Here is a 25,204-nt window from a genome sequence, read left to right as displayed (position 1 = left end):
AGGTTGAAGCCAAAAAAAAGCCCATTCACCAGAACGGGCTTTTCAACATTATTCGCCATCAAGGCCGCGGATCGGTTTGACAGCTCCCCAGCTTTTACATGACGGGCACTGCCAATACAGAGAATGGGTCGCGAATCCGCATTTGCGACAACGGAAATGCGGCTTAATCTTCAGTTGCTCACCAACAAGCGATCGCAGGGTCGTCAGGCTGTCTTTTGCCCGGCCTTCTTCCGCCTCATCCAGGTGATAATCCATCAATTGATAGAAACCTTTCATTGTCGGGTTCTTGGTGAGCTGGCGAGTCATGAATGTCTGGGCCATCACAGAGCCTTCATGCTTGGAGATCTCATCGGCCAGCATTAGCTCAGCCGTCGCCCCGGCCTTCTGCTCGACACACTGACGCAAGTATTTCAGCCAGCCCGTCTCATTGTTGGTGGCTTCGTAGCACTGCAGCAGCATTGGCAGCGTTTCGCTGACATAATCGATATCCTGCTCGACCACCCGCTCCAGCTGTTTGGCGGCCGTCTTATAGTCTTCGGCACTGATCAGAATTTTCGCCATCATTATCGATGCTCGGACACAGGTTTTATCCGCTGACAATGCTTTTTTCAGAAACTGTTTGGCTTTATCCGAGTTCAGGGCGCTCATTTCGAGCATAGCCATCTCGCACCAGTAATGGGCGATGTCATGCTTTAGCTTGGTTTTGCCCATTTTCACCAACTGAGAGGCCACCTCGATGGCTTTTTCCCATTCGCGGGTCTGCTGGTAAATTGTCAGTAACTGCTGCAGCGCCCCTTTACGGTGATCGGGTTCATCCAATAATTGTTCGAAGATTTTTTCGGCACGATCAAAAAAGCCGGCAGCCATATAATCTTTTGCCAGTTGCTGCAGCGCCAGATTTCGCTGATCTATGGTTAGGTTGGGGCGGGCAATTAAATTCTGGTGAATACGAATGGCGCGATCAACCTCGCCCCGGCTGCGGAAAAGGTTTCCCAGAGCAAGGTGAGTATCAATGGTTTCGCTATCAACCTGGAGCAGCTCTATAAACACATCAACCGCTTTATCTGACTGATCAGATAGCAGCAGGTTCAAGCCAGTCACATACTGGCGCGACATGTGGTGAGACTGCTCCTGTTGTTTGTTACTAGCGCTCCTGTTACCCATATACCAGCCATAGGCAGCGGCAATCGGGAGTAACAGGAACAACAGCTCTAGCATTAACGATTATTCCTTAACAGGCTCAGCACGTAGCTGGTTCAGCTCTTGCTGTTGTTTGGCTACCTTTTTGCTTAGGCGGTTTCTTGAGAAACGGGTTTTCAGATACAGCAGGCCACAAATCAACCAACCGATCGCAAAACCGGAACCGAATGCAATACCAAGCAAAGTAGATAGCTGGAACTCACCCTGAGCTACAAGAAAATCGAAATTTACCAGCTGCTGGTTCTGGGCACCAAGAGCCAGCGTGAGCAAAAAGCAAACAGCTAAAATCAGAAAGCTAATTATCTTCATCGTAAATCCTTCTCACTTGATCAAAAGTTTGATGGGTTGATTATGCAAGATTTTGACACATCAGACCATGATCAATAGACATAAAAAAACGGCATACTATCAGCATGCCGTTTTTTTGTTCTAATCACGCTTAACCAGCAGCAATTGCCGAGTTAACTCGATCGCGCAATTCCTTACCAGGCTTGAAGTGCGGAACGTACTTGCCGTCCAACTCAACCTTGTCGCCTGTCTTAGGGTTACGACCGACGCGTGGAGCACGGTAATGCAATGAGAAGCTACCAAAGCCACGGATTTCAATACGATCGCCCTCTGAGAGAGTGGTCGCCATGTGCTCAAGGATTTCCTTGATTGCATCTTCTACCTGTTTGGCAGAAAGATGTGTTTGTTGACTACACAGTCTTTCAATTAATTCAGACTTTGTCATAAACACCCCGTTTTTAGTATGTTTCTCAATAGTATAACCGCTTAGGGGGAAAAGTGATCCCCCTTAGCTCAATTATTCGCCTTTAGCCGCTTTGAAAGCGTCAGCCATAGCGTTACCGAAAGAAGCATCTTCTTGCTTGTTCAGGTTAGCCATTGCTTCTTGCTCTTCAGCAACGTCTTTAGCACGAACAGATAGGTTGATTACGCGGTTCTTACGGTCAACGCCTGTGAACTTAGCTTCAACAGAATCGCCAACAGAAAGAACTAGAGTTGCGTCTTCAACACGGTCAACAGATGCTTCAGAAGCACGTAGGTAACCTTCAACACCTTCAGCTAGCTCGACAGTTGCGCCTTTCGCGTCAACAGCAGTAACAGTACCAGTAACTAGAGCACCTTTCTTGTTAACTGCAACGAAACCGTTGAATGGGTCTTCTTCGATCTGCTTAACGCCAAGAGAGATACGCTCACGCTCTGCGTCTACTGCTAGAACTACTGCAGAAATTTCGTCGCCTTTCTTGAAGTCACGAACTGCTTCTTCACCTGAAACATTCCAAGAAATGTCAGATAGGTGAACTAGACCGTCGATGCCGCCTTCTAGACCGATGAAGATACCGAAGTCAGTGATAGACTTGATCTTACCAGTTACGCGATCGCCCTTAGCTTGCATTTCTGCAAATGACTGCCATGGGTTAGCTTTACACTGCTTAAGACCTAGGCTGATACGACGACGCTCTTCGTCGATATCAAGAACCATAACTTCAACTTCGTCGCCCACGTTAACAACTTTAGATGGGTGGATGTTCTTGTTAGTCCAATCCATCTCAGAAACGTGTACAAGACCTTCAACGCCTTCTTCGATTTCAACGAAGCAGCCGTAGTCAGTTAGGTTAGTTACGCGACCAGAAAGCTTAGTACCTTCTGGGTAACGCTTAGCGATTGCTACCCATGGATCTTCGCCTAGCTGCTTAAGACCTAGTGATACGCGAGTACGCTCACGGTCGAACTTAAGAACTTTAACGTTGATTTCGTCGCCAACATTAACGATTTCGCTTGGGTGCTTAACGCGTTTCCAAGCCATATCAGTGATGTGTAGAAGACCGTCAACACCGCCAAGATCAACGAATGCACCGTAGTCAGTAAGGTTCTTAACGATACCTTTAACTTCCATGCCTTCTTGTAGAGAAGCAAGTAGCTCGTCACGCTCAACGCTGTTTTCAGATTCGATAACTGCGCGGCGAGAAACAACAACGTTGTTGCGCTTCTGGTCAAGCTTGATTACTTTGAACTCTAGCTCTTTGTTTTCTAGGTGAGCAGTGTCACGAACTGGACGTACGTCAACTAGTGAACCAGGTAGGAACGCACGGATACCGTTAAGTTCAACTGTGAAGCCACCCTTAACTTTACCGTTGATGATACCAACAACTGTTTCAGCATCTTCGTAAGCTTTTTCAAGCTGGATCCAAGCTTCATGACGCTTAGCTTTTTCACGAGAAAGTTTAGTCTCACCGAAACCGTCTTCGATTGCGTCAAGTGCTACGTCTACTTCTGCACCGATTTCGATTTCAATTTCGCCGGCAGCGTTTTTGAATTCGTCAGCAGGGATAGAAGACTCAGACTTAAGGCCAGCGTCTACAAGAACGTAACCGTTCTCGATAGCTACTACAGTACCTTTAACGATCGCACCTGGGCGAGTTTCGATTTCGTTTAGAGACTCTTCAAAGAGTAAAGCAAAAGATTCAGTCATTATTTAATCTTCAATATGATTAACAACCATGGGTATCCTACCGCATGGGGTTGGTAGTAATGTCAGTATTCATCCGTGACACCGACGCCATCATGCTGATCACTCAGCAGATAATTTTTTTTCAACATAAGCCAATGCCTGGGCAGTAACTTGCTCTATTGACATCTCAGTAGAGTCTAGCACCAAAGCATCGGCAGCGGGACGCAACGGAGCCACCGCACGGTTGCGGTCGCGATCGTCGCGTTCCTGAATTTCGCTTAAAAGACTGTCAAAGTTAACATCTAAGCCTTTCTGTTGCAACTGGTTCATGCGGCGATTTGCACGCTCTTCCGCACTGGCATCAAGGAAGATTTTCACTTCTGCGCCCGGGAAGACCACGGTCCCCATGTCACGACCGTCGGCAACCAGTCCTGGTGCCTCGCTAAATGCACGCTGACGACGCAGCAGTGCTTCGCGCACGCGTGGCAATGCGGCCACTTTTGATGCGGCCATGCCCGTTTCTTCTCGACGAAGCTCGCCGGACACATCCTCGCCTTCAAGAATAACCTTGACCAACTCGCCTTCGGCCTTGAACTGAACATCAAGGTGTGCCGCTAGCGGAACCAGCGCATCTTCAGATTCAAGATCAACACCATGGTGAATAGCTGCCAGTGCCAGTACGCGGTAGATCGCTCCGGAATCAAGCAGTTTCCAGCCCAGTTTATCTGCCAATAGCATACATAGCGTCCCCTTGCCGGCGCCGCTTGGCCCATCAACAGTGATCACTGGAGCATGAGTAGACATAGGTTTTCTCCGAATTCGTTCAAATATCGAGCTTTAATACCAAACATTTAGCCCATGGCACTGGCCAATAGGTTTGGTATTACAGCTCACAAACGGGGGCGTATTATACGGGAAAAAAATCGTGAGTACTATCAAATCGAATTGCTGAAACCACCGAATGTTCGTTATCTGGCATTGTTGCTGGCACACAGAAGACAAAAACCCGCCAGGTGGCGGGTTTCTCTAATAACAGAATGACTTAGCGGTTTGTCAGTTTAGCAACTTAGCTCGGCCAGCTTGTCAAAATAGTCCGGGAAGGTCTTCGAGGTACACTTGGGATCATTAATGGTCACCGGAGTATCGCTCAGTGCCACCAGCGAGAAACACATCGCCATCCGGTGATCATCATAGGTATCAATCGCCGCATGCTTAAGCTGCGCCGGCGGGGTAATGATAATGTAGTCACTGCCCTCCTCGACCTCGGCACCGACCTTGCGCAGCTCGGTAGCCATTGCAGCAAGGCGATCGGTTTCCTTGACCCGCCAGTTATAGACATTGCGGATCGACGTCACCCCGTCAGCAAACAACGCTGCCGTCGCAATGGTCATTGCCGCATCCGGGATATGGTTGAAGTCCATATCGACAGCCTTTAGTTCGCCACGGCGGGCAATGACATAATCGTCGCCCCACTCAATCTCAGCACCCATCGCTGCCAGTGCATCAGCAAACTGAACATCCCCCTGGATACTCTTCTTGCCAATACCGGTGACTTTCACTTGTCCGCCCTTGATAGCAGCCGCTGCCAGGAAGTAAGAGGCCGACGATGCATCGCCTTCAACCAGGAACTCGCCCGGCGCCTGATAGATCTGACCCGCCGGAACAACAAACTCCTGGTAGTCACGGTTCTCTACCGTCACCCCGAACTGGGCCATGATATGCAGAGTGATATCAATGTAGGGCTTGGAAACCAGCTCGCCTTTAATTCGGATTAAGGTATCGGCCTTGGCCATGGGTGCCGACATCAAAAATGCGGTCAGAAACTGGCTGGAGATAGAGCCATCGATTTCGACTTCTCCCCCCTGAAGGCCCGTTCCCTTGATTTTAAGCGGTGGATAGTTGTCATTTTCCAGGTAGGTAATCTCAGCACCGGCAGTACGAAGCGCCTCTACCAAGTGGCCGATCGGACGCTCCTTCATGCGAGGTTCACCGGTCAGAACGAACTCTCCCTCACCGAGACATAATGCCGCGGCTAACGGACGCATCGCGGTCCCGGCATTACCCAGGAAGAGTTCAAGCGCCTGCTCGGGTTTGAACGCCCGCCCCAACCCGGTGACCTCGCAGACTGTTTTGTCATCGGACAACTGATAGCTCACACCCAGCTGCTTGAGGGCATTTAGCATGTGACGGATGTCGTCGCTGTCGAGCAGGTTGGTAAGTCGCGTGGTACCTTGAGCTAACGCCGCCAATAGAAGGGCACGGTTTGAAACACTCTTCGACCCCGGTAGATTTACTTCGCCATTGATCTGATTTATCGGCTGTAACGTTAAACTTTCCATCTGTTATCTATTCAATCCTGTTTTTTGGGCGTTCCAGCAGATTAGCGAATAATGTCTCAGTTAGCTAGTACTGATTAAACCCAATCGATATCACAGAAAATGGTAAGATGAGTCAGCCGTGAATTCGCAGGCATCCAGAGAGATTTTTCATAACAAGGAGTAAAATGTGGCAGCAGAAACACCCAAAGTCGGGGTCGGTGTGATCATTGTTAACGACCAGGGAAATGTCTTGATTGGCAAAAGGAAGAATAGCCACGCGCCCTACTATTCGATCCCCGGTGGCCACATGGACATAGGAGAGACCTTTACCCAGTGTGCTGCGCGCGAGATAGAAGAGGAAACCGGGCTGCTGATTAAGAACCCAAAAGTCATTGCCGTCACCAACAACCTGCAAACCTACCATGAGTCCGGCAAGCACTATATCAGTGTGACTGTGCTGGCCACCGAATTTGGCGGACAGCTGGAGCTACGCGAGCCTGATAAGTGCGAGGGGTGGCAATGGGTCGATCCTACTCACCTTCCCCTGCCGCAGTTTGATGCCAGCGAGCAGGCTATTCGCTGCTACCTGGAAAAACGCTTTTGCCTTGAGTAATACCAATCTATACCCAAACTACCTCAAGATGCAGAATTCAGAGTGAGTCCAGCGAGCTCAGTTCAAGGAAAATGACGGTAGGAATGGCTATTCCCTTTCAACGTTATTTGACACAGAAATGGGGTCGCTGGCTCACTCCCAAAGGGCGAGTTCCAGTTCTGTTAAGTAGATAGGGGCTTCTATGCGTTGTTACCGATTATTAATTTAGAGCCACTAGATTTTCTAATCGGTGCCTAGCCTACAAGCCAAGTAATTCTCGCTGAAACGAGCATCTTGAGGTAGTTTGGGTATACATATATAAAAACCGGTGTCGTGGACACCGGTATTTTTGTTTGTCGAGTTTTAGCACTCAAACTTGAGGGATGCATTATCCACCCAGTCTTCACCAAGTATCTCAATAGCCAGGGATGAAATACGCTGCATCACAGGAAGTGTCGTCAGCCCGCTAAAAATCAGGCCGCAGGAGTCTGAAACAAAGAAGCGCTTTAAAAGGTTGGCAAGCAAATTGATTCGAGCTTCCTGTTGACTATCGAGGCTCCTCGTCAGTGACAGGGTAAGGTTGTCTGCACCGGCAACAATGCATAACTTTGCGATATCATTAAGCTCATACTCGGACGCAATTTCATCCAGCGGCAAGCGAAGGTTAAGCGTGTAATGGCCGCATTGTTCCTTGAGCGAAACCAGCATATTAAAAATATCGTGGCGCAGTGCGGAGCGATACAGCGCAAGCGGAAAATCAACTTCGACTTCTGCAATCGTGCTGTCGCTTGCAGCCGCCGCATGCGGAAGCATCGCTTCACTGTCGCTACCTGAAAAGTACCCTGTGCTCACAAGGTGCTTTTTCAGTGAATAAAAGAATGGCTTCTGTTGATTGAAAACCAGGTAACACGTTGCATCCTGCAGCTGTTGACTCGCTTTATGCTCGCTAAACAAAGAAGTCAGGCACTCCTTGTCGCGGCCTTGCAAACTCAGTAACTGAAAATCTGATGCTTTCTTTTGATATACATTTGAGTTCATCATCGTTCTAGCTAATCCCTCGCAATAATTTCCTCATATGATACAAGAAAATAGCCTCAACACTGTTTCCGCTGAGGGAAACTGTGTTTATCTAGATGGTTAAATTTTGCACAGTGATTGTGATGTATATCTGATGCTATCGGCAAAAATATGTATAAAATGGCATCGGGAACCTCTTGCCACTCGCTGAGCAACCATATTCTTCTCCACTACCATTCCAGACTGGAATAGTGATCTTATCCGTCAAGATCTTACGTACACTACGAGTGTTACCCTAAAACATCACTCTTACAGTCACCCGACAAAAGGTAGAAGATGAACTTAATTACCCGTTTTTTGACGACAGTTGCTCTATTTTACTTGTCTGGCTGCACTGGTATGCCAGAGCAAATAACGCCGGTCAAACCGTTCAGCATAGATCGTTATCTTGGCACCTGGCACGAAATAGCACGTCTAGACCACAGCTTTGAACGGGGCCTTTCCCAAGTTTCAGCAACATACAGCCTTAATGAGGATGGCTCTGTCAAAGTAATCAACCGGGGCTATAGCAAAGAAGAAAATGAATGGAAGGAAGCAGAAGGTAAGGCCAAGTTCGTCGGCGCCAGCGATACAGCCCACCTCAAAGTATCTTTTTTCGGCCCTTTTTACGGCAGCTACGTTGTCTTTCACCTCGAACCCGACTACTCCACTGCTTTAGTTAGCAGCTATAACACAGATTATTTCTGGATTCTTTCCCGCGACAAGTCACTGCGCCAAGACAAGGTGCAATACTACCTCTCGATTGCCGAGCAAAATGGCTTCGATACCCGCAAAATCATCTTTCCGCAGCAGTGATAAAAAAGCCTCTCAAAAGAGAGGCCTTGGTGAATGAAATTCGGGCTACTATGCGTTTTCTTGCTCAAATTTCTGCATGAAGTCCACCAGTGCCTGCACACCCTCGAGCGGCATGGCATTGTAGATAGACGCCCGCATACCACCGACAACACGATGACCTTTCAGTGCCTTCAGGCCGGCAGCATCCGCCTGCTCAAGGAATTCCTTGTCCAATTCCGGCTTTTTCAGCTGGAACGGAACATTCATCAGCGAGCGGTTCGCAGGGTGTACCTCGTTGCGGTAAAAATCAGACTGATCAATAAAGCGATATAGCTCTTCCGCCTTGGCCTCATTGCGCTTTTGCATCTCTTCGACCCCGCCGATCTCTTTCAGCCACTTAAACACTTCCCCGGCCAGATACCAGGCAAAGGTCGGCGGCGTATTGAACATCGAGTCCTTATCAACCAACACGGTATAGTCAAGAATACTCGGCAACACCTGCTTGGCCTTTCCGAGCAAATCATCACGAACAATAACAATCGTCAGACCGGCCGGACCGATATTTTTCTGAGCACCGGCATAGATCACACCGTATTTCGATACATCGATTTTTCGTGACAGTATGGTCGAAGACATATCGGCAACAATCGGTTTGTCTGTCACCGGCAGATCACGGATCTCGATACCGTCGATTGTTTCATTCGGACAAAAATGTACAAATGCAGCATCACCTGACAGCGGCCACTCAGATGCAGGCAATACCGCCTTCTTGCCGTCACGCTCACAGGTAATATCAACAACATTCGGCTGACAGTATTTCCCGGCTTCCTTGGCTGCACTGTTAGCCCAGTAACCACCATCCATATAGTCGGCGGTATCTGCCTCACCTAACAGGTTCATCGGTACCGCTGCAAACTGGCCGCGAGCACCACCGTGACAGAAGAGTACATGGTAGTTAGCTGGGATAGACAGCAACTCTCGCAGATCTTTTTCTGACTGCTCGGCAACCGCAAGAAACTCCTTGCTGCGGTGGCTAATTTCCATCACAGAGGTGCCCAGGCCGCTCCAGTTAACCAATTCTTTCTGTGCTTTCTGTAAGACATCTGCTGGGATCATTGCCGGACCAGCACAAAAATTGTAGACCTTTTCCATGATGTAAGACTCGCTCCTGCTCTGCATAGGGATAATATAGCTATTTGTCACATCTGGCGCCCGCAGGCTAAGTGTGACAAAGATCAATTACTTTTGTTTTTACACCTTTATGCGTACGCTGAAAAGCCTTAACAACAAGTATTTCTGCAAAAAAGAACAACTGACCGGATATTCAGGGCAAACTGAACAATTCACAGACTCAACAGGAAAAATAGCAGCCGTTTGGGCTCCCCGTCAGACATAAAAAAACGCAGCCCGTAGAGGCTGCGTTCTTGTTAAGCAAATTGTCGTGAAGTTTATTCTTCGTCAGAAGAAGGGGCTTCATCTGAATCTGATTGCTCGGCTGGATCTGCGTTGTCAGTATCAGCAGCTTGCGCTTCTGTTACTTCTGCATCTTCGATATCGGCATCAATGATGTCTTCCTCTTCAGGCTCATCGATACGTTGCAGGCCAACAACCAACTCTTCATCAGCAGTACGGATTAGCGTAACACCCTGGGTATTACGGCCAACGCGGCTTACTTCAGATACACGAGTTCGAACTAACGTACCACCGTTGGTGATCATCATGAACTCATCGCCGTCTTCGGTTTGAATAGCGCCAACAACCTTACCGTTACGCTCAGAGACCTTGATCGATACAACACCTTGTGTCGCACGGCTCTTCGATGGGTACTCTTCAAGCGAAGTTCGCTTGCCGTAACCATTTTCGGTTACCGTCAACACGTCGCCGTCGTTGTGAGGAACGATCAGAGAAACCACTTTGTCGCCATCGGCCAGTTTCATACCACGGACACCCGCAGCAGTACGGCCCATACCACGTACTTGCTCTTCAGAGAAGCGAACGACTTTACCGGCTTCGGAGAACAGCATGATTTGGTCGGTACTGTTTGTTACATCGACCCCAATCAGCGAATCGCCTTCGCGTAGGTTCACCGCAATGATACCTGCGCTACGCGGACGGCTGAAGTCTGTCAGAGGTGTCTTCTTAACGGTACCGTCTGCCGTTGCCATGAATACGAACTTATCCGCTTCGTATTCTTTAACCGGCAGGATTGCAGTAATACGCTCGCCTTCTTCCAGAGGAAGGATATTGACGATAGGCTTACCACGCGCGGTACGGCTCGCCAATGGCAGCTGGTACACTTTCAGCCAGTACATACGACCACGGCTAGAGAAGCACAGAATGGTGTCGTGCGTATTGGCAACCAGCAGGCGCTCAATGAAGTCTTCATCCTTCATTCGCGTTGCCGCCTTACCCTTACCACCACGGCGCTGAGCTTCGTAGTCACTCAGCACCTGGTATTTCACGTAGCCTTCGTGTGAAAGCGTAACAACCACATCTTCCTGAGTGATCAGATCCTCAAGATCGATATCATGGCTAGCGGCAGTGATTTCAGTACGACGCGGATCATTGAACTGCTCTTTAACCAGTTCAAGTTCTTCACGGATCACTTCCATCAGGCGCTCAGAGCTACCTAGGATATGCAACAGTTCAGCAATTTCTTCCAGCAGCGCTTTGTATTCGCCCAGGATTTTCTCGTGTTCTAGACCGGTCAGCTTGTGTAGGCGCAGATCAAGGATTGCCTGTGCCTGCTGCTCTGTCAGGTAGTACTGGTTGTCACGAATACCGTATTGCTCTTCCAGCCATTCCGGACGTGCCGCATCGGTACCGGCACGTTCCAGCATTGCAGCAACGTTACCCAGATCCCAACCACGCGCAACCAGGCCAGCCTTCGCTTCAGCCGGTGACGGAGCACTCTTGATCAGCTCGATAATTTCATCGATATTGGCCAGCGCCAGTGCCAATCCTTCAAGGATATGGGCACGCTCACGGGCTTTGCGTAATTCGTAAATAGTACGGCGTGTCACCACTTCACGGCGGTGGTTCACGAAGCACTTCAGCATCTCTTTCAGGTTGAAAAGCTTAGGCTGACCATTGTCCAGCGCAACCATGTTGATGCCGAATGTCGTCTGCAGCTGCGTCTGAGCGTACAGGTTGTTCAGCACAACCTCGCCAGTCGCATCACGTCGACACTCGATAACAATACGCATACCGTCTTTGTCTGACTCATCGCGCAGGGCACTGATGCCTTCAACTTTCTTATCTTTAACCAGCTCGGCGATTTTCTCGATCAGGCGGGCTTTGTTCACCTGATACGGGATCTCGGTAACAATAATGGTCTCTTTGCCATTCTTGTCCGCTTCGATCTCGGCTTTTGAGCGCATGTAAACTTTACCGCGCCCCGTCTTATAGGCATCAATGATACCTTTGCGACCGCTGATCAGTGCCGCTGTCGGGAAGTCCGGACCTGGAATATATTCCATTAACTGATCAATGGTGATGTCTTCATCGTTGATATAGGCCAGGCAGCCATCGATGACTTCGCCAAGGTTGTGCGGCGGAATGTTCGTTGCCATACCGACGGCAATACCCGAAGAACCGTTAACCAGCAGGTTCGGAATTTTCGTAGGCAGTACTGCCGGAATTTGTTCAGTGCCATCATAGTTAGGCACATAGTCAACCGTTTCTTTGTCTAGATCGGCCAGCAGCTCGTGGGCAATTTTTGCCATACGAACTTCGGTATAACGCATCGCAGCCGCGGAGTCGCCATCGATAGAACCGAAGTTACCCTGACCATCTACCAGCATGTAGCGAAGAGAGAAAGGTTGCGCCATACGTACGATGGTGTCGTAGACCGCACTATCACCGTGTGGGTGATATTTACCGATTACGTCACCAACCACACGGGCTGATTTTTTATATGCTTTATTCCAGTCATTGCCTAGCACATTCATCGCGAACAATACGCGACGGTGCACTGGCTTAAGGCCATCACGCACATCCGGAAGAGCACGACCCACGATAACTGACATCGCGTAGTCGAGGTATGAGCCTTTCAGCTCCTCTTCAATGTTTACGGGCGTGATCTCTTTTGCAAGATCGCTCATGGAGCCAATATCCCTCAGGTAATTTCTGTCGTATTTTTATACGTGCAAGGTGCGAGAATATAGCATAAATCAGCCTAGATAGGCACACCTTTCACAATTTATGTTGTGAGTAATTTAGCGGATTTACCAAAAATCAGACACTAACTTGACGCCTTTCTGGCATTAATCACGCTCAAACGGTTATTTTTCACCCACTTCGATGAATTGAGATTTTTCTCAAAATAAAAAAAGTGCTACCAATTGTAAAAAATGGATCTTGTCGCTTTTTATGCAACTTAGCGCAATACCTGACTGGGAGCTGAACAGTTATCTGATCAAGGTCACTTTAATCATCATATTGCGGCGTAAAATTGCTGTTGCACCCACCGTTTAGCAATATGAAACGGACCTGTACACTAATATTTTTCAAAGGAAAATAAGTGAGGTCACTATGTTAGGCAAAGCAATCAACACCATCGGACTGTGCATCATTGGCGGTAAATACATTTTAATGCTAATTCTCGCTGCAATGACGGTTTTTTCAGGCTCTTTCAGCCCTGAATTGCTGGCATTTAACAATAGTTAACAATGATCATGCCCCCAAGCTTCCTACTCCCAGAGTCGTATCAAACCGAACAGGGGAAAGCCTGAAGCAGTAGCCCTGATCTGCTGCTTCCTTTTCTAGGAACGTCCAAAATCTGCTGCCTGCCCCCTTGCCGCTAATCGTCTGCCCAGGCGACAAAAACTATTATTTCCTGCTCCGGTCTTCCGCTATAATGTCGCCACCAATAAAGGAAATGGCGATAAGAATGACCAAGCAGTTGAATGTCGATCCGGCAGAAATCAGTAAATTTGAAGAAATGGCCTCCCGTTGGTGGGACCTTGAGGGTGAATTCAAACCACTTCATCAAATCAATCCACTACGCCTGAATTACGTCATCGATAATGCTGGCGGCCTGTTTGGCAAAAAAGTCCTTGATGTAGGTTGCGGCGGCGGCATTCTGGCCGAAAGCATGGCTGTAGAAGGCGCAGACGTAACGGGCCTCGATATGGGTAAGGAACCACTTACTGTCGCTCGGCTTCATGCGCTGGAAACTGGCACCAAACTGGAATATGTCCAGCGAACCGCCGAAGAGCATGCCGACATGTTCCCGCAAACCTACGATGTCGTGACCTGTATGGAGATGCTTGAACACGTACCGGATCCCGCTTCCGTCATCGCATCATGTGCCAAAATGGTGAAGCCTGGCGGCCATGTCTTTTTCTCGACCCTCAACCGCAACATCAAATCCTACTTGTTTGCCATTGTCGGGGCCGAGCAGCTATTAAAACTGGTCCCCAAGGGAACCCACGATCACAATAAGTTCATTCGACCGTCAGAGCTGATTGACATGATCGACCAAACCCCGCTCCAGGAACGCCACATTACCGGCCTCCATTATAATCCGCTCACTGACAACTACTGGCTGGGTAACAATGTAGACGTCAACTACATTGTCCATACCGTCAAACCCTAACCGGTTTTGCAAGGGCGCTTTCCGGCGCTCTTGTACCAAATTCAGTTGCCTCTCTCCCGACTTTCGACACACCCGCACTTTCTGCGGCTACAATAAGAAAAGTAACTCGCAATATTTTCCGTTACCACCAACTATTTCAATTGGATAAGGTACGATAGTCCCCTCTTTATGATAAGGATATTGCAATCATGAGCCTGCCTATCAGAGCCGTACTGTTTGATCTCGACGGTACTTTACTTGACACTGCGCCCGACATGGCCGAGGCCGCCAACAAAGTACTGGCTGACTATGACCATGGCCCGCTCACCGAGGAGCAAATTCAGGCCAATACCAGTTACGGGGCTAAAGGTCTGCTAACCGCGGGCTTCGGCTCAATTCCCTCCCACCTGGATGCCCAGCAGCTCAGACGCGAGTTTCTCGGCTATTACCAGCAGAACATCTGCGAGGGCACATCCATCTACCGCGGCATCAACCGGCTACTCGCCTATCTCGATCACCAGCATATTCCCTGGGGGATCATGACCAACAAGCCCGGTTTTCTGACCGAGTTGCTGCTGCCGTTTTTCCCCGAACTGTTGAAAGCACAAGTCATTGTATGTGGTGACACCCTAACCGTTGCCAAGCCGCACCCCGAGCCATTGCTTCACGCCAGCGAAATGCTTGGCATTGCGCATACGGCATGTGCCTATATCGGTGACATAGAAAAAGACATGATAGCGGCCAATGCTGCCCGTATGCATGGGTATGTTGCCGGTTGGGGATATATCGGTGAGGCCCATACCCCGAGCACCTGGCAAGCCAAAGGTATCCTGCCTACGCCGGAAGCGCTGATAGATATGCTCGAGCAGCAGAACGACCATCGGGACCCAGAATAAGTCATTTCTTAATCAATAAGTTCACAGCATCTTGAGTACGTTAAAATTGATAAAAATCAAGGGAATTTTTTTTTATCCCGATAATTTTTTCCTCGGATTTTATTTGATTTTTCCTATTATATTGGCGCATCTGTCTAAATCAGTTAGTGAACGCTAACATTTTTTTTGCCATCCCCATGTTATCCACAGGCGGTTAAAAATTACCGCCTTGCAAAACGGCCCCTTCATCACTATCTTGTAACCCCATAAGCTCAACACCCCAATATATAGTGTTTTCGTTTCACCTTAGGAAGTGAACAAAGATCACAATCTTTGCTACTCTTAGTGTGAAAGTTGCAAAAAACACTGTTATTCAAGAAATACTGGGAAAAAGACCAAAAATGAATCAACAGCTAACTGTTACCAAGCGTGATGGACGCAAAGAAAGTATCGATTTGGAGAAAATCCACCGAGTGATAGCCTGGGCTGCCGAAGGCCTGGAAAATGTCTCCGTATCACAAGTCGAGCTAAAGTCTCACATTCAGTTTTACGAAGGGATCAAGACTGAGGATATCCACGAAACCATCATCAAAGCAGCAGCTGACTTGATTTCAGAGGAAACGCCTGACTATCAGTACCTTGCTGCACGTCTTGCTATCTTCCACCTGCGCAAGAAAGCCTATGGTCAGTTCGAGCCACCAAAACTTTTTGACCACGTTACGAACCTTGTAGAAAAAGGTAAGTACGACAACCATTTGCTCGAAGACTATAGCAAAGAAGAATTTGACCTGATGGACAGCTACATTGACCATTGGCGTGATATGAACTTCTCTTATGCCGCTGTTAAACAGCTGGAAGGCAAGTATCTGGTTCAGAACCGTGTAACAGGCGAAATTTTCGAAAGCGCCCAGTTCCTGTACATGATGATCGCTGCCTGCCTGTTCGGCAAGTATCCGAAAGAAACCCGTCTTAGCTACATCAAGCGTTTCTATGATGCGGTATCGACATTCAAGATTTCACTACCGACACCTATCATGTCAGGTGTACGTACTCCGACCCGCCAGTTCAGCTCCTGTGTACTGATCGAATGTGACGATAGCCTGGATTCAATCAATGCCACAGCAAGCTCGATTGTACGTTACGTTTCCCAGCGTGCCGGCATCGGTATCAACGCTGGCCGCATTCGTGCTCTTGGCTCGGAAATTCGTGGCGGTGAAGCCTTCCATACGGGCTGTATCCCGTTCTACAAGTACTTCCAGACTGCCGTTAAGTGCTGCTCGCAGGGCGGTGTTCGTGGCGGTGCCGCAACCCTGTTCTACCCAATTTGGCACGGTGAAGTCGAGTCATTACTGGTTCTTAAGAATAACCGTGGTGTTGAAGAAAACCGCGTCCGTCACATGGACTACGGTGTTCAGATCAACAAGCTTATGTACACCCGCCTTATTAAGGGTGAAAGCATCAGCCTGTTCTCACCATCAGATGTTCCTGGCCTGTACGATGCGTTCTTTGCCGACCAGGCCGAATTTGAACGCCTGTACGTGAAGTACGAGCAAGACAGCAGCATCAAGCGCAAAACCATCAAGGCAATTGAGCTATTCTCGCTGCTGATGCAAGAGCGTGCGTCTACCGGCCGTATCTACATTCAGAACGTCGACCACTGCAACACCCACAGCCCGTTTGATCCGGCTGTTGCACCAATTCGCCAGTCTAACCTTTGTCTGGAAATTGCACTGCCGACCAAACCACTGAACAACGTTGAAGACGAAAACGGCGAGATCGCCCTGTGTACGCTATCAGCGTTTAACCTTGGTGCTATCGACTCGCTGGATGATCTGGAAGAGCTGGCCGATCTGACTGTTCGCGCGCTGGATGCCCTGCTTGATTACCAGGACTATCCGCTTCCGGCTGCACGCCGCTCGACCATGAACCGCCGTACCCTGGGTGTCGGTGTGATCAACTTTGCCTACTACCTGGCGAAAAATGGTGTTCGCTACTCAGACGGCAGTGCAAACAACCTGACTCACCAGGCATTTGAAGCAATGCAGTACTACCTGCTAAAAGCATCTGTCGGTCTGGCAAAAGAGCAAGGCGCGTGTCCGTCATTTAACGAAACCACCTATGCTCAGGGCATCCTGCCTATCGATACCTACAAGCAGGACATCGATAAGATCTGTAGCCAAGAGCTTCACTACGACTGGGAAACATTGCGCGAAGAGATCAAAACACACGGTCTGCGCAACTCGACCCTGTCTGCCCTGATGCCATCTGAGACCTCATCTCAGATCTCGAACGCAACCAACGGTATCGAGCCACCACGTGGTTTCGTATCAGTTAAGGCATCGAAAGACGGTATCCTGAAGCAAGTTGTACCTGAGTACAGCAAGTACAAAGACAACTACGAGCTACTTTGGAACATCGGCAGCAACGACGGCTACCTGCAGCTGGTCGGTATCATGCAGAAATTCATCGATCAGGCGATTTCAGCCAATACAAACTACGATCCGAGCATCCAGCCGGGCGGCAAAGTACCGATGAAGCTCTTGCTTAAAGACCTGCTGACAGCGTATAAACTCGGCGTGAAAACCCTGTACTACCACAACACCCGTGACGGCGCGGCAGATAGCCAGGGCGATGCAGGCGCAGATGACTGCACCAGCTGCAAGATTTAACTGAATTGAAACGATGGGAGCTTAAGCTCCCATCGATGTTGAGGATATGATGGCATATAGCACTTTTTGTCAAACCAATAACGATCAGCTAAAAGAACCGATGTTCTTCGGCCAGTCAGTCAACGTTGCTCGTTATGACCAACAGAAATTTGAAATTTTCGAAAAGCTGATTGAAAAGCAGCTTTCCTTCTTCTGGCGTCCGGAGGAAGTAGACGTATCGGGCGACCGCATTGATTACAATAATCTGCCCGATCACGAAAGACACATTTTCATCAGCAACCTGAAATATCAGACCCTGCTTGATTCTATTCAGGGCCGCAGCCCGAACGTTGCGCTACTGCCAATTGTTTCGATCCCGGAGCTTGAAACCTGGATTGAGACCTGGTCGTTCTCGGAAACGATCCATTCGCGTTCCTATACCCATATCATCCGCAATATCGTGACGGATCCGGCCATTGTGTTTGACGATATCGTTGATAACGAGCACATCATCAAACGTGCCGGCGATATCTCGAAATACTATGACGAGCTGATCTCTGCCACCAGTGATTATCATCGCCTGGGCGAAGGTACCCATACCGTCAACGGTCAAACCGTTACGGTTAACCTTCGCGAGATCAAGAAGAAGCTTTATCTGTGCATGATGTCGGTCAACGCGTTGGAAGCGATCCGCTTCTACGTCAGCTTTGCCTGCTCGTTTGCTTTCGCCGAGCGAGAGCTAATGGAAGGTAATGCCAAGATCATCAAGCTGATTGCCCGCGACGAGGCTCTTCACCTTACCGGCACCCAGCATATCCTGAACCTGCTGCGTACCGGTCAGGACGATCCTGAAATGGCTGAGATCGCCCAAGAGTGCCAGCAAGAGTGCTTCGATATCTTCAAAGAAGCTGCCGAGCAGGAAAAAGAGTGGGCGGAATACCTGTTCAAAGATGGTTCGATGATCGGTCTGAACAAAGACATCCTGTGTCAGTATGTCGAGTACATCACCAACCTGCGGATGAAGGCGGTTGGCCTTGAGCATGCTTATCCGGGTGCGACGCAAAACCCAATTCCGTGGATTAACTCATGGCTATCTTCGGACAACGTTCAGGTTGCCCCACAGGAAGCTGAGATCAGCTCATACCTGGTCGGTCAGATTGACAACGACGTCAGCGCCGACGATCTGGGTGACTTCGAGCTATGAGTCAATTAACCATCAAGGTTAACGGACAAACGGTTCACGGCAACAGCCGTGAACCGTTACTAAACCAACTGGAAAAAGCCGGCCTGCAACCTGAGTTCCAGTGCCGAAATGGCATGTGCGGTGCGTGCCGCTGCAAATTGAAGGCCGGTGCCGTCAATCAGGATGATGTGATGGCTTTTGTCGCCCCTAACGAAGTATTAGCCTGCAGCTCGGTGCCCAAGAGCAACCTCGAGATCGAATTCGATTACCTGCTGGCAGAAAACCCACTGGCCGACCAACAAGCCGCCAATAGCTAACAACTGACTACGACACCAACTCGACCTCTTCACTCAGCGTAGGCCGCTTGAACGTCTTCAGCCATTCCAGCAATGTCTGCTGCGGCATTGGTTTAGCATAATAAAACCCCTGATGATAGTTCACCCCTCGCAGCAGCAGGCTCTCTGCCTGCTGAACTGTCTCCACGCCTTCGGCTATAATCGACATATCCAGACGACGAGCCAGTCCTATCATCGAATCCAGAAGCGGAATGGCGGTGCCTTCTTCCACGAGCTCTTTAATAAAGACCTTGTCGATTTTAACCACATCAAACGGAAAACGCCGGATCAAATCAAGCCCTGAGTAACCGGTGCCGAAATCATCCACTGCAATTCGAAAACCACAGGCCTGTAGCCGGTTGAGCTGGGCGATAACAGTCACCATCTCCGACTCCGAAAATGCCAGCTCCTCGGTCACTTCCAGGAGCAAGTACTGGGTGATCATCCTATCGTTATTGCAACGCTGGCAGATACGATCCGCAAACTCGTGATCAAGCAGTGAGTGACGGCTAATATTCACCGACAGATAACGCGACTCCATCAGGGCTTCATTGTCACGAATAAAGTCGATAGCTGTGTCGAGTACGAAATCGGTTAGCGCGGAGATTTTTCCCAGTTGCTCGGCCAGCGGAATAAATATTAGTGGCGAGATCATTCCATGAACCGGATGTTGCCAGCGCAATAACAATTCAAAGCCCAGGGGCTTATCAATACGGGGATCAACAATTGGCTGGAAGTAGACTTCCAGTTCGCGATTTTTTAGTGCCCACTCAAACGTGGCTGGCAAAGACTGGCGTAATACCCTGCGGTGGCTCGCATAGGCATAAATCAGGCTAAAGACACTGCCAAGCAGTATCGATATCCAGTACTGCTCTATCAAATAATGTAATTTAAACCGCGGCGTCACCAGAAATTCAAGTTCTAGTGGGTACTGGGGTGAAGAAAAATTCAAGACACTCACCTGATGCCTTGCCTCATTAACATCAATGCTATTGTGAGCACTCTGGTGGGGCTTTCCGGCAACAGTAACAACAAAGGGTAAATTATCAAACTGCAGCCCTTTACCGACTAGCTCAGTAAGAACATCGGGCGGGATCAGTGCATTCGCCCCCATGCCATCCTGACCACGCAGGTATATAAAAAAGGATTGGGTCTTCCCCGTTTTCGCCCGGGTTAAAGAAAGTGTTCTGCTGCCTGCGGTTTCCGGCCAGCGCGCAATCGTACTGGGAAAAATACGTATCGATGTCCGGCCAAGGTTACTGGTACAGTATACTCTGTTGTCCTGGTTAATCAGGCCTATCTCTTTCACACGATATGAAAGAAACACCGTTTTACGCAGCGCCCCAACATCACCCGGCGTACAGGCCATATTGTCCATCAGCAACGGCTGAAGACTCGCAGCAGTATTATCAACAAAACTATTAATTCGAGATAGCGCATCTTCACCCAATATCGAAAGTTCCGCATGGAGCTTCCAGAAATAAAAGGGCAAGCTAAGAAAAAATGTCAGTAAATAAATAACAACCACATCCCTAAATAAGGAACGGTTAGTGCCTGTCTGATTTCCTAAACCTTTTCGCTTCGATGTTATATTATTCCGTTATATCATTATCACCATGCATCCAAGCCAACTTGTTTAGTTATTTTTCATTAAAATATGGAAGTGATGTCTAATTTTTATCTTTATAATGGGGATACTACATACTATTTCGACAAATAAAAAGAGCGGATCAAACGAACAGTTCAAATATGATATTGACCTTATCATAGCAATGATAATATTCACATATTTTTGCAACTAACACTAAGTTGCAAACATTATTTTTTGCGATAAATATATCTTTTTACTTTAGATTTCAGCGCATATCCATATGAAACAAATACAATTCATCATTAATTATAATGATAGTTCTATTAGTAATAGGGGTATTAGAATAAAAAATAAAAGCTGCCAAGTGACAGCTTTAAATAACAATTTAACTTATTAAAGCGAGAGGAATACTTCCTGCTCTGTTGCCAGTGATTCATACTGGCCGATAACCGGACATTGATCCAGGTACCTTCTCAGCATATCTAGCATGACGGTGGCAATGACACTACGCTGGGCACGGTGATTATAGTTACGTTTAGGCGAGATCCGTTGTGCCCAACTCCCCGTCGGAGTCGACAGCGCTACAATCACTCCCCCGTCATTACACGCTCCCGATACCAATGCCAACTGAGCTCCCACTTCTTCACGAACGGCAACGGCTACCGCCGCGACTTCTTTCGGGCTTTCGCTTTCTAAGTTTGGCTCTGCCGACATTGTCCAGGCCTGCTGTAAGGCACCTCTGCTCTCGTCATGATCCTGCAACCAATTCGCTAGCCAGCCGCCGGTAAAATGCTCAACAACCGTCAGGCGCTGATCGGTCGCCACTAGCTTTTGACCCACATGTTGCACCAGGTCAACATCAACACTGACAACATTATCGCCTAACAGCTCAATCATCTGTTGCTGTACCGAGGCTGCCAGTCCGGCAGCCCGGGGCGTAAATAGCTTTACTTCAATAAACGGTAGCGAAGAACGATAACCGACTTCAAATCCGGCAGGTAACTGCAAGGATGCCAGCGTTTGGCCGATCCCTGACTCAGACAGACCAAAGGTGTAAAAACGATGGCAGTCCAGCGCATGAATAGTGTCAAACTTTGACTTAAGACGAGGCAGAATTTCCTCCTGCGTCATCTTCTTAAACTCACTGGGCACACCGGGCGTAAAATAGACCCATGCCCGATTAAGCTTGATCGCAAAACCACAGGCTGTGCCAATCGGGTTCTCGAGCAATTCAGCCCCTTCAGGTAGCATTGCCTGCTTGAGGTTTGTTTTAGGCATCTCCCGCCCAAGTGCCTGATACTTGGCTTGCATCTGCCGGACCCAGTAGTCCGACTGCTCCAGGCCTGAATCAGCAGCAATAGCAGCCGCCTGAGCAGTTAAATCATCCGTTGTCGGCCCGAGCCCACCATTAACCACCACAATATCAGCCGTTAGGCTGCAATGCTCAATTTCAGCCGCTAAGTCTTCAAGCTTATCGCCAACAGTCGTTCTGCGAGACAGAGGAAAACCATGTTGAAAAAACAAACGCGATAGCCATGCGGCATTTGAATCGACAATATCCCCATGCAGTACTTCTTCCCCGGTACTGATCATTGCTACTTGCAACATGCTTTCCCTCTTTTTGTCATTATGAGCGGTATCTAATACACCTTATACCCAAGCTACCTCAAGATGCTAGTTTCAGCGAGGATTACTTTACTACTAGGTCGAGCCGCGCAGACCAGGCACAAATATTCAGTTGATTTTATAGCCAGCCCCGCGCATTGGCATTTATTGAAAAAGTCAACACCTCCACTCACCCATCACTCGAAATGTAAATAAATGTTTACAACCAAAAATACACTTGTTGACAGTCAGTATCACTACCTTTAAGGTAGCAAGCAGTTTCAATCAGGAGCAGACTTCGGATACGCAGGCTGTTTAACTATAGAAAGGTCAAATAACGTGAAAACTTGCTTCATCTACACCGACTATCGATAGCCACAGTGGCACGAACAGGTGTAAAGAATAGTTACCACCCGGTACTCAGCATTCATCTCGATTCCGCCATTGTGGCCATTTCTCTACCGGGAGATAAGAGCACAGGTATGCGCCTATCAAACAGCTGCCATCTCCCCCACTAACTAGAACTAACAACAGGGAAATTTAACGCAATGACCATGAACAAAACACTCGGCAGCACATTAATTATTGCCGGAACCACCATAGGTGCCGGTATGCTGGCACTGCCACTGGCTTCAGCCGGACTTGGCTTTGCCACAGCGACACTTCTCATGTTCGGTATCTGGGCCCTGATGATTTACACCGCGCTGCTCATGCTGGAGGTCCACCAGCACGCCGATCAGAATGCAACGTTGCATACTCTGGCCCACCAGTTACTGGGACGAAAAGGCCAGATCATTGCCAGTTTTGCCATGTTGTTCCTGTTCTACTCTCTCTGCGCGGCGTACATTGCCGGGGGCGGAGCCCAGCTCAATGACAAGCTAAACAACTGGATGGGAATGCATGTCGGCCCGCAAACCGGTACGATTATTTTTACCCTGCTGATTGCTTCGGTCGTGTCGGTGGGGACTCACTCGGTTGATATGGTGAACAGGATCCTGTTTGCCCTCAAGATTGTCGCGCTTGCTACCATGCTTTTCTTGCTGGCACCGCACGTACAGGGCGGACATCTCGTTGATATGCCAGTCCAAAAAGGCCTGTTGCTTTCTGCTCTGCCAGTCATATTTACGTCTTTCGGTTTTCACGGCAGCATTCCGTCCATCGTTCGCTACGTCGGCCTGGATATGAAAGCGCTGAGAAAAATCATGATTGTGGGCTCGGCAACGCCATTGATGATCTACGTTTTCTGGCAGGTTGCCAGCCAGGGCGTCTTGAGCCAGCCGGATCTAATGGCCAGTACCACGCTTGGCACTTTCATCGCAACGCTAAGCCAGATGCTACACAACCCAATGGTAAGCCAATCGGTGTCTGTCTTTGCTGATCTGGCACTGGCAACCTCATTTCTAGGCGTCAGTCTGGGATTGTTTGACTTCCTGTCTGACAGCCTTAAGCGTGGTAACCAGGTTAAAGGTCGCCTGCAGACAGCCCTGGTCACTTTCGTGCCACCTCTGGGTTTTGCCCTCTTCTACCCACAAGGCTTTATTATGGCGCTGGGTTTTGCTGCCATCGCCCTTGTGATCCTGGCAATTTTCTTGCCTGTCGCTATGGTAAAGGCACAACGCAAACAACGTCCGCGCAGTGAAAGCGACTACCAGGTAAGTGGTGGCTCTGCAACCCTGGCGCTTGTCACCGGTCTGGGGATCATGATCATCTCGGCCCAGTTCCTGCAAATGGCCGGCTTCATTCCTGCCGTGGGTTAATAGATAGCATCAGGTTAATAACGCAAGATAAATAGACGCCAGATTAATAGACAGATACATAAATAGACTGACAATCTAATGGGGTCCCATTTATTGCCAGTTTGTTACAACCATAAGGCTTGCACATGCAAGCCTTATTCATTATCAATGATAATGATAAACTTAGCAGGCAAAATTCATCATCTAACGCCAATTGCTGCGAAACAGCAAAAACAACAAGTATTTCCTCTAGGAATTTTTTCCCATTTCAGTAATACTCTTGCCCGTCCTTAACCCCACCCTGATTTCGTTAATTCGGAGCGTACCTTGCGCACTACACACTTGTCCTCTGCGATGCTGGGCTGCTCGCTAAGCATGTCTGCTTTGGCATGGAATGATGTTACGGCATCCTACGATACCTATACCCAGCCTATATTTTTGCACGCTTATACCGAGACGGTTCAGTACTCGGCCTCAAGTTCAGCCCCTCTCCCGACTGCCGATAGTGACAACGAGCTGAGGAACAATCCTCTGCCGCTGCACCTGTCGGGCTCACCTGAAAAAGACTGGGACTATTTGCTGGGCCAGTCGTATACCATTCTCGGACTAAGTGTTGCTACCGTCGGGCTCATGACACTGTTGCCGGAGAGTGTGACAAACTGGGACGAAGAAGATCGTAACCTTAGCAACCTTGGGAAAAAATGGTGGGACAATGTCAGTGCCGGGCCGGTTTGGGATGAGGATGCGCACTACCTTAACTACATTATGCACCCTTACTTTGGCGGGGTTTACTATACTGCGGCCCGCCATTCGGGCTTCAATGAGTGGGAATCGTTCTTATATTCCGCAACGATGTCGACGTTCTTCTGGGAGTATGGGGTAGAAGCTTTTGCCGAGGTTCCTTCCATTCAAGATATCATCGTAACACCGTTATTCGGTGCCGCCGTGGGTGAATGGATGTACCAGACCGAAGCCGAGATTACGGCCAACGGCGGCGAGGTCATGGGATCTGAGAGTCTGGGGAACGTCAGCCTGTTCCTGCTAAATCCAGTCGGCCATATCCACTACTGGATGACAAACTGGTGGGAAGGCGATACCGAAGTCAGCTTCACCTATACCCCCTGGTTTGGCAACACAGAAGCGGCCAACTTCGCCCTGGACGCCGGCGCAAATTACGATAGCGCCTTTGTCGGCCTACAGGTCAGGCTCGACCTGAACTAGCCGACACAACTGCTTA

General features: G+C 48.9%; 21 protein-coding genes. 10 read left to right on the top strand and 11 right to left on the bottom strand.

The features are described from left to right. Nucleotides 1-48 precede the first annotated feature (48 nt). The 6 genes from lapB to aroA form a co-directional block, all read right to left on the bottom strand. Nucleotides 49-1,218 (bottom strand): lipopolysaccharide assembly protein LapB, encoded by a 1,170-nt coding sequence (gene lapB, locus EIZ48_RS00365; protein ID WP_160648169.1) that lies wholly within the window; start codon nt 1,216-1,218, stop codon nt 49-51. Nucleotides 1,219-1,224: 6 nt separating this feature from the next. Continuing rightward, the gene (locus EIZ48_RS00360; protein WP_075766542.1) at nt 1,225-1,509 is read right to left on the bottom strand and encodes a LapA family protein; all 285 of its coding nucleotides are present in this window, start codon (nt 1,507-1,509) and stop codon (nt 1,225-1,227) included. Nucleotides 1,510-1,639: 130 nt separating this feature from the next. Continuing rightward, a complete protein-coding gene (gene ihfB / locus EIZ48_RS00355) occupies nt 1,640-1,933 on the bottom strand; it encodes an integration host factor subunit beta (protein ID WP_075766543.1) in 294 nt (97 codons plus the stop codon). Nucleotides 1,934-2,005: 72 nt separating this feature from the next. After that, nucleotides 2,006-3,676, bottom strand: a complete 1,671-nt coding sequence (gene rpsA, locus EIZ48_RS00350) for a 30S ribosomal protein S1 (RefSeq protein WP_160648168.1) — start codon at nt 3,674-3,676, stop codon at nt 2,006-2,008. A 99-nt stretch (nt 3,677-3,775) separates the two neighbouring features. Then, complete coding sequence (gene cmk / locus EIZ48_RS00345) at nt 3,776-4,459, bottom strand: (d)CMP kinase (RefSeq protein ID WP_075766545.1); 684 nt, start codon at nt 4,457-4,459, stop codon at nt 3,776-3,778. A gap of 254 nt (nt 4,460-4,713) precedes the next feature. Further along, nucleotides 4,714-5,994 carry a 3-phosphoshikimate 1-carboxyvinyltransferase gene (aroA, locus tag EIZ48_RS00340; RefSeq protein WP_160648167.1) on the bottom strand — a complete coding sequence of 427 codons (1,281 nt, stop codon included), beginning with the start codon at nt 5,992-5,994 and terminating at the stop codon, nt 4,714-4,716. Between the two features lie 166 nt (nt 5,995-6,160). Here aroA and EIZ48_RS00335 point away from each other — a divergent pair, with 166 nt between their 5' ends. Next, nucleotides 6,161-6,586 (top strand): NUDIX domain-containing protein, encoded by a 426-nt coding sequence (locus EIZ48_RS00335; protein WP_160648166.1) that lies wholly within the window; start codon nt 6,161-6,163, stop codon nt 6,584-6,586. A gap of 342 nt (nt 6,587-6,928) precedes the next feature. Here EIZ48_RS00335 and EIZ48_RS00330 read toward each other — a convergent pair whose 3' ends face one another. Then, nucleotides 6,929-7,606 carry a hypothetical protein gene (locus EIZ48_RS00330; protein ID WP_160648165.1) on the bottom strand — a complete coding sequence of 226 codons (678 nt, stop codon included), beginning with the start codon at nt 7,604-7,606 and terminating at the stop codon, nt 6,929-6,931. 312 nt (nt 7,607-7,918) lie between these two features. Here EIZ48_RS00330 and EIZ48_RS00325 point away from each other — a divergent pair, with 312 nt between their 5' ends. Further along, entirely contained in the window at nt 7,919-8,437 is a 519-nt protein-coding gene (locus tag EIZ48_RS00325) for a lipocalin family protein (protein WP_192928411.1), read from the top strand. A gap of 48 nt (nt 8,438-8,485) precedes the next feature. Here the strand turns inward: EIZ48_RS00325 and serC are convergent, their stop codons facing one another. Further along, complete coding sequence (serC, locus tag EIZ48_RS00320; RefSeq protein ID WP_160648164.1) at nt 8,486-9,568, bottom strand: 3-phosphoserine/phosphohydroxythreonine transaminase; 1,083 nt, start codon at nt 9,566-9,568, stop codon at nt 8,486-8,488. Between the two features lie 296 nt (nt 9,569-9,864). Next, on the bottom strand, nt 9,865-12,519 hold the full coding sequence (gene gyrA / locus EIZ48_RS00315) for a DNA topoisomerase (ATP-hydrolyzing) subunit A (RefSeq protein ID WP_160648163.1): 2,655 nt from the start codon (nt 12,517-12,519) through the stop codon (nt 9,865-9,867). 430 nt (nt 12,520-12,949) lie between these two features. On the opposite strand from gyrA, the gene EIZ48_RS29650 reads away from it, so the two are divergent. The 6 genes from EIZ48_RS29650 to EIZ48_RS00290 all read left to right on the top strand — a co-directional run bounded on the left by EIZ48_RS29650 (nt 12,950) and on the right by EIZ48_RS00290 (nt 19,017). Beyond that, nucleotides 12,950-13,084 (top strand): hypothetical protein, encoded by a 135-nt coding sequence (locus tag EIZ48_RS29650; protein WP_275690342.1) that lies wholly within the window; start codon nt 12,950-12,952, stop codon nt 13,082-13,084. 223 nt (nt 13,085-13,307) lie between these two features. After that, nucleotides 13,308-14,015 carry a bifunctional 2-polyprenyl-6-hydroxyphenol methylase/3-demethylubiquinol 3-O-methyltransferase UbiG gene (gene ubiG, locus EIZ48_RS00310; protein WP_075766552.1) on the top strand — a complete coding sequence of 236 codons (708 nt, stop codon included), beginning with the start codon at nt 13,308-13,310 and terminating at the stop codon, nt 14,013-14,015. A gap of 188 nt (nt 14,016-14,203) precedes the next feature. After that, nucleotides 14,204-14,890: an HAD family hydrolase gene (locus tag EIZ48_RS00305; protein ID WP_160648162.1), complete on the top strand. Its 687-nt coding sequence runs from the start codon at nt 14,204-14,206 to the stop codon at nt 14,888-14,890. A 380-nt stretch (nt 14,891-15,270) separates the two neighbouring features. Then, complete coding sequence (gene nrdA, locus EIZ48_RS00300) at nt 15,271-17,538, top strand: class 1a ribonucleoside-diphosphate reductase subunit alpha (protein ID WP_160648161.1); 2,268 nt, start codon at nt 15,271-15,273, stop codon at nt 17,536-17,538. A 49-nt stretch (nt 17,539-17,587) separates the two neighbouring features. Continuing rightward, nucleotides 17,588-18,721 (top strand): class Ia ribonucleoside-diphosphate reductase subunit beta, encoded by a 1,134-nt coding sequence (gene nrdB / locus EIZ48_RS00295; protein WP_160648491.1) that lies wholly within the window; start codon nt 17,588-17,590, stop codon nt 18,719-18,721. Further along, a complete protein-coding gene (locus EIZ48_RS00290; protein ID WP_160648160.1) occupies nt 18,718-19,017 on the top strand; it encodes a 2Fe-2S iron-sulfur cluster-binding protein in 300 nt (99 codons plus the stop codon). The genes nrdB and EIZ48_RS00290 overlap by 4 nt, the downstream gene beginning before the upstream one ends. A gap of 7 nt (nt 19,018-19,024) precedes the next feature. On the opposite strand, the gene EIZ48_RS00285 is transcribed toward EIZ48_RS00290, so the two are convergent. Continuing rightward, nucleotides 19,025-20,563: an EAL domain-containing protein gene (locus tag EIZ48_RS00285; protein ID WP_338046885.1), complete on the bottom strand. Its 1,539-nt coding sequence runs from the start codon at nt 20,561-20,563 to the stop codon at nt 19,025-19,027. A gap of 456 nt (nt 20,564-21,019) precedes the next feature. Continuing rightward, nucleotides 21,020-22,234: a CinA family nicotinamide mononucleotide deamidase-related protein gene (locus tag EIZ48_RS00280; protein WP_160648158.1), complete on the bottom strand. Its 1,215-nt coding sequence runs from the start codon at nt 22,232-22,234 to the stop codon at nt 21,020-21,022. A 545-nt stretch (nt 22,235-22,779) separates the two neighbouring features. On the opposite strand from EIZ48_RS00280, the gene tyrP reads away from it, so the two are divergent. Further along, complete coding sequence (gene tyrP / locus EIZ48_RS00275) at nt 22,780-23,988, top strand: tyrosine transporter TyrP (protein WP_160648157.1); 1,209 nt, start codon at nt 22,780-22,782, stop codon at nt 23,986-23,988. A gap of 306 nt (nt 23,989-24,294) precedes the next feature. Continuing rightward, the gene (locus tag EIZ48_RS00270; RefSeq protein WP_240152821.1) at nt 24,295-25,188 is read left to right on the top strand and encodes a DUF3943 domain-containing protein; all 894 of its coding nucleotides are present in this window, start codon (nt 24,295-24,297) and stop codon (nt 25,186-25,188) included. The last annotated feature ends 16 nt before the right edge of the window (nt 25,189-25,204 follow it).

This window comes from Photobacterium alginatilyticum (assembly GCF_009910675.1).
GTDB classification, from domain to species: Bacteria; Pseudomonadota; Gammaproteobacteria; order Enterobacterales; family Vibrionaceae; genus Photobacterium; species Photobacterium alginatilyticum.
Note: the sequence above shows the minus strand (reverse complement) of the source record. Positions and strands in the feature narration are given on the sequence as shown.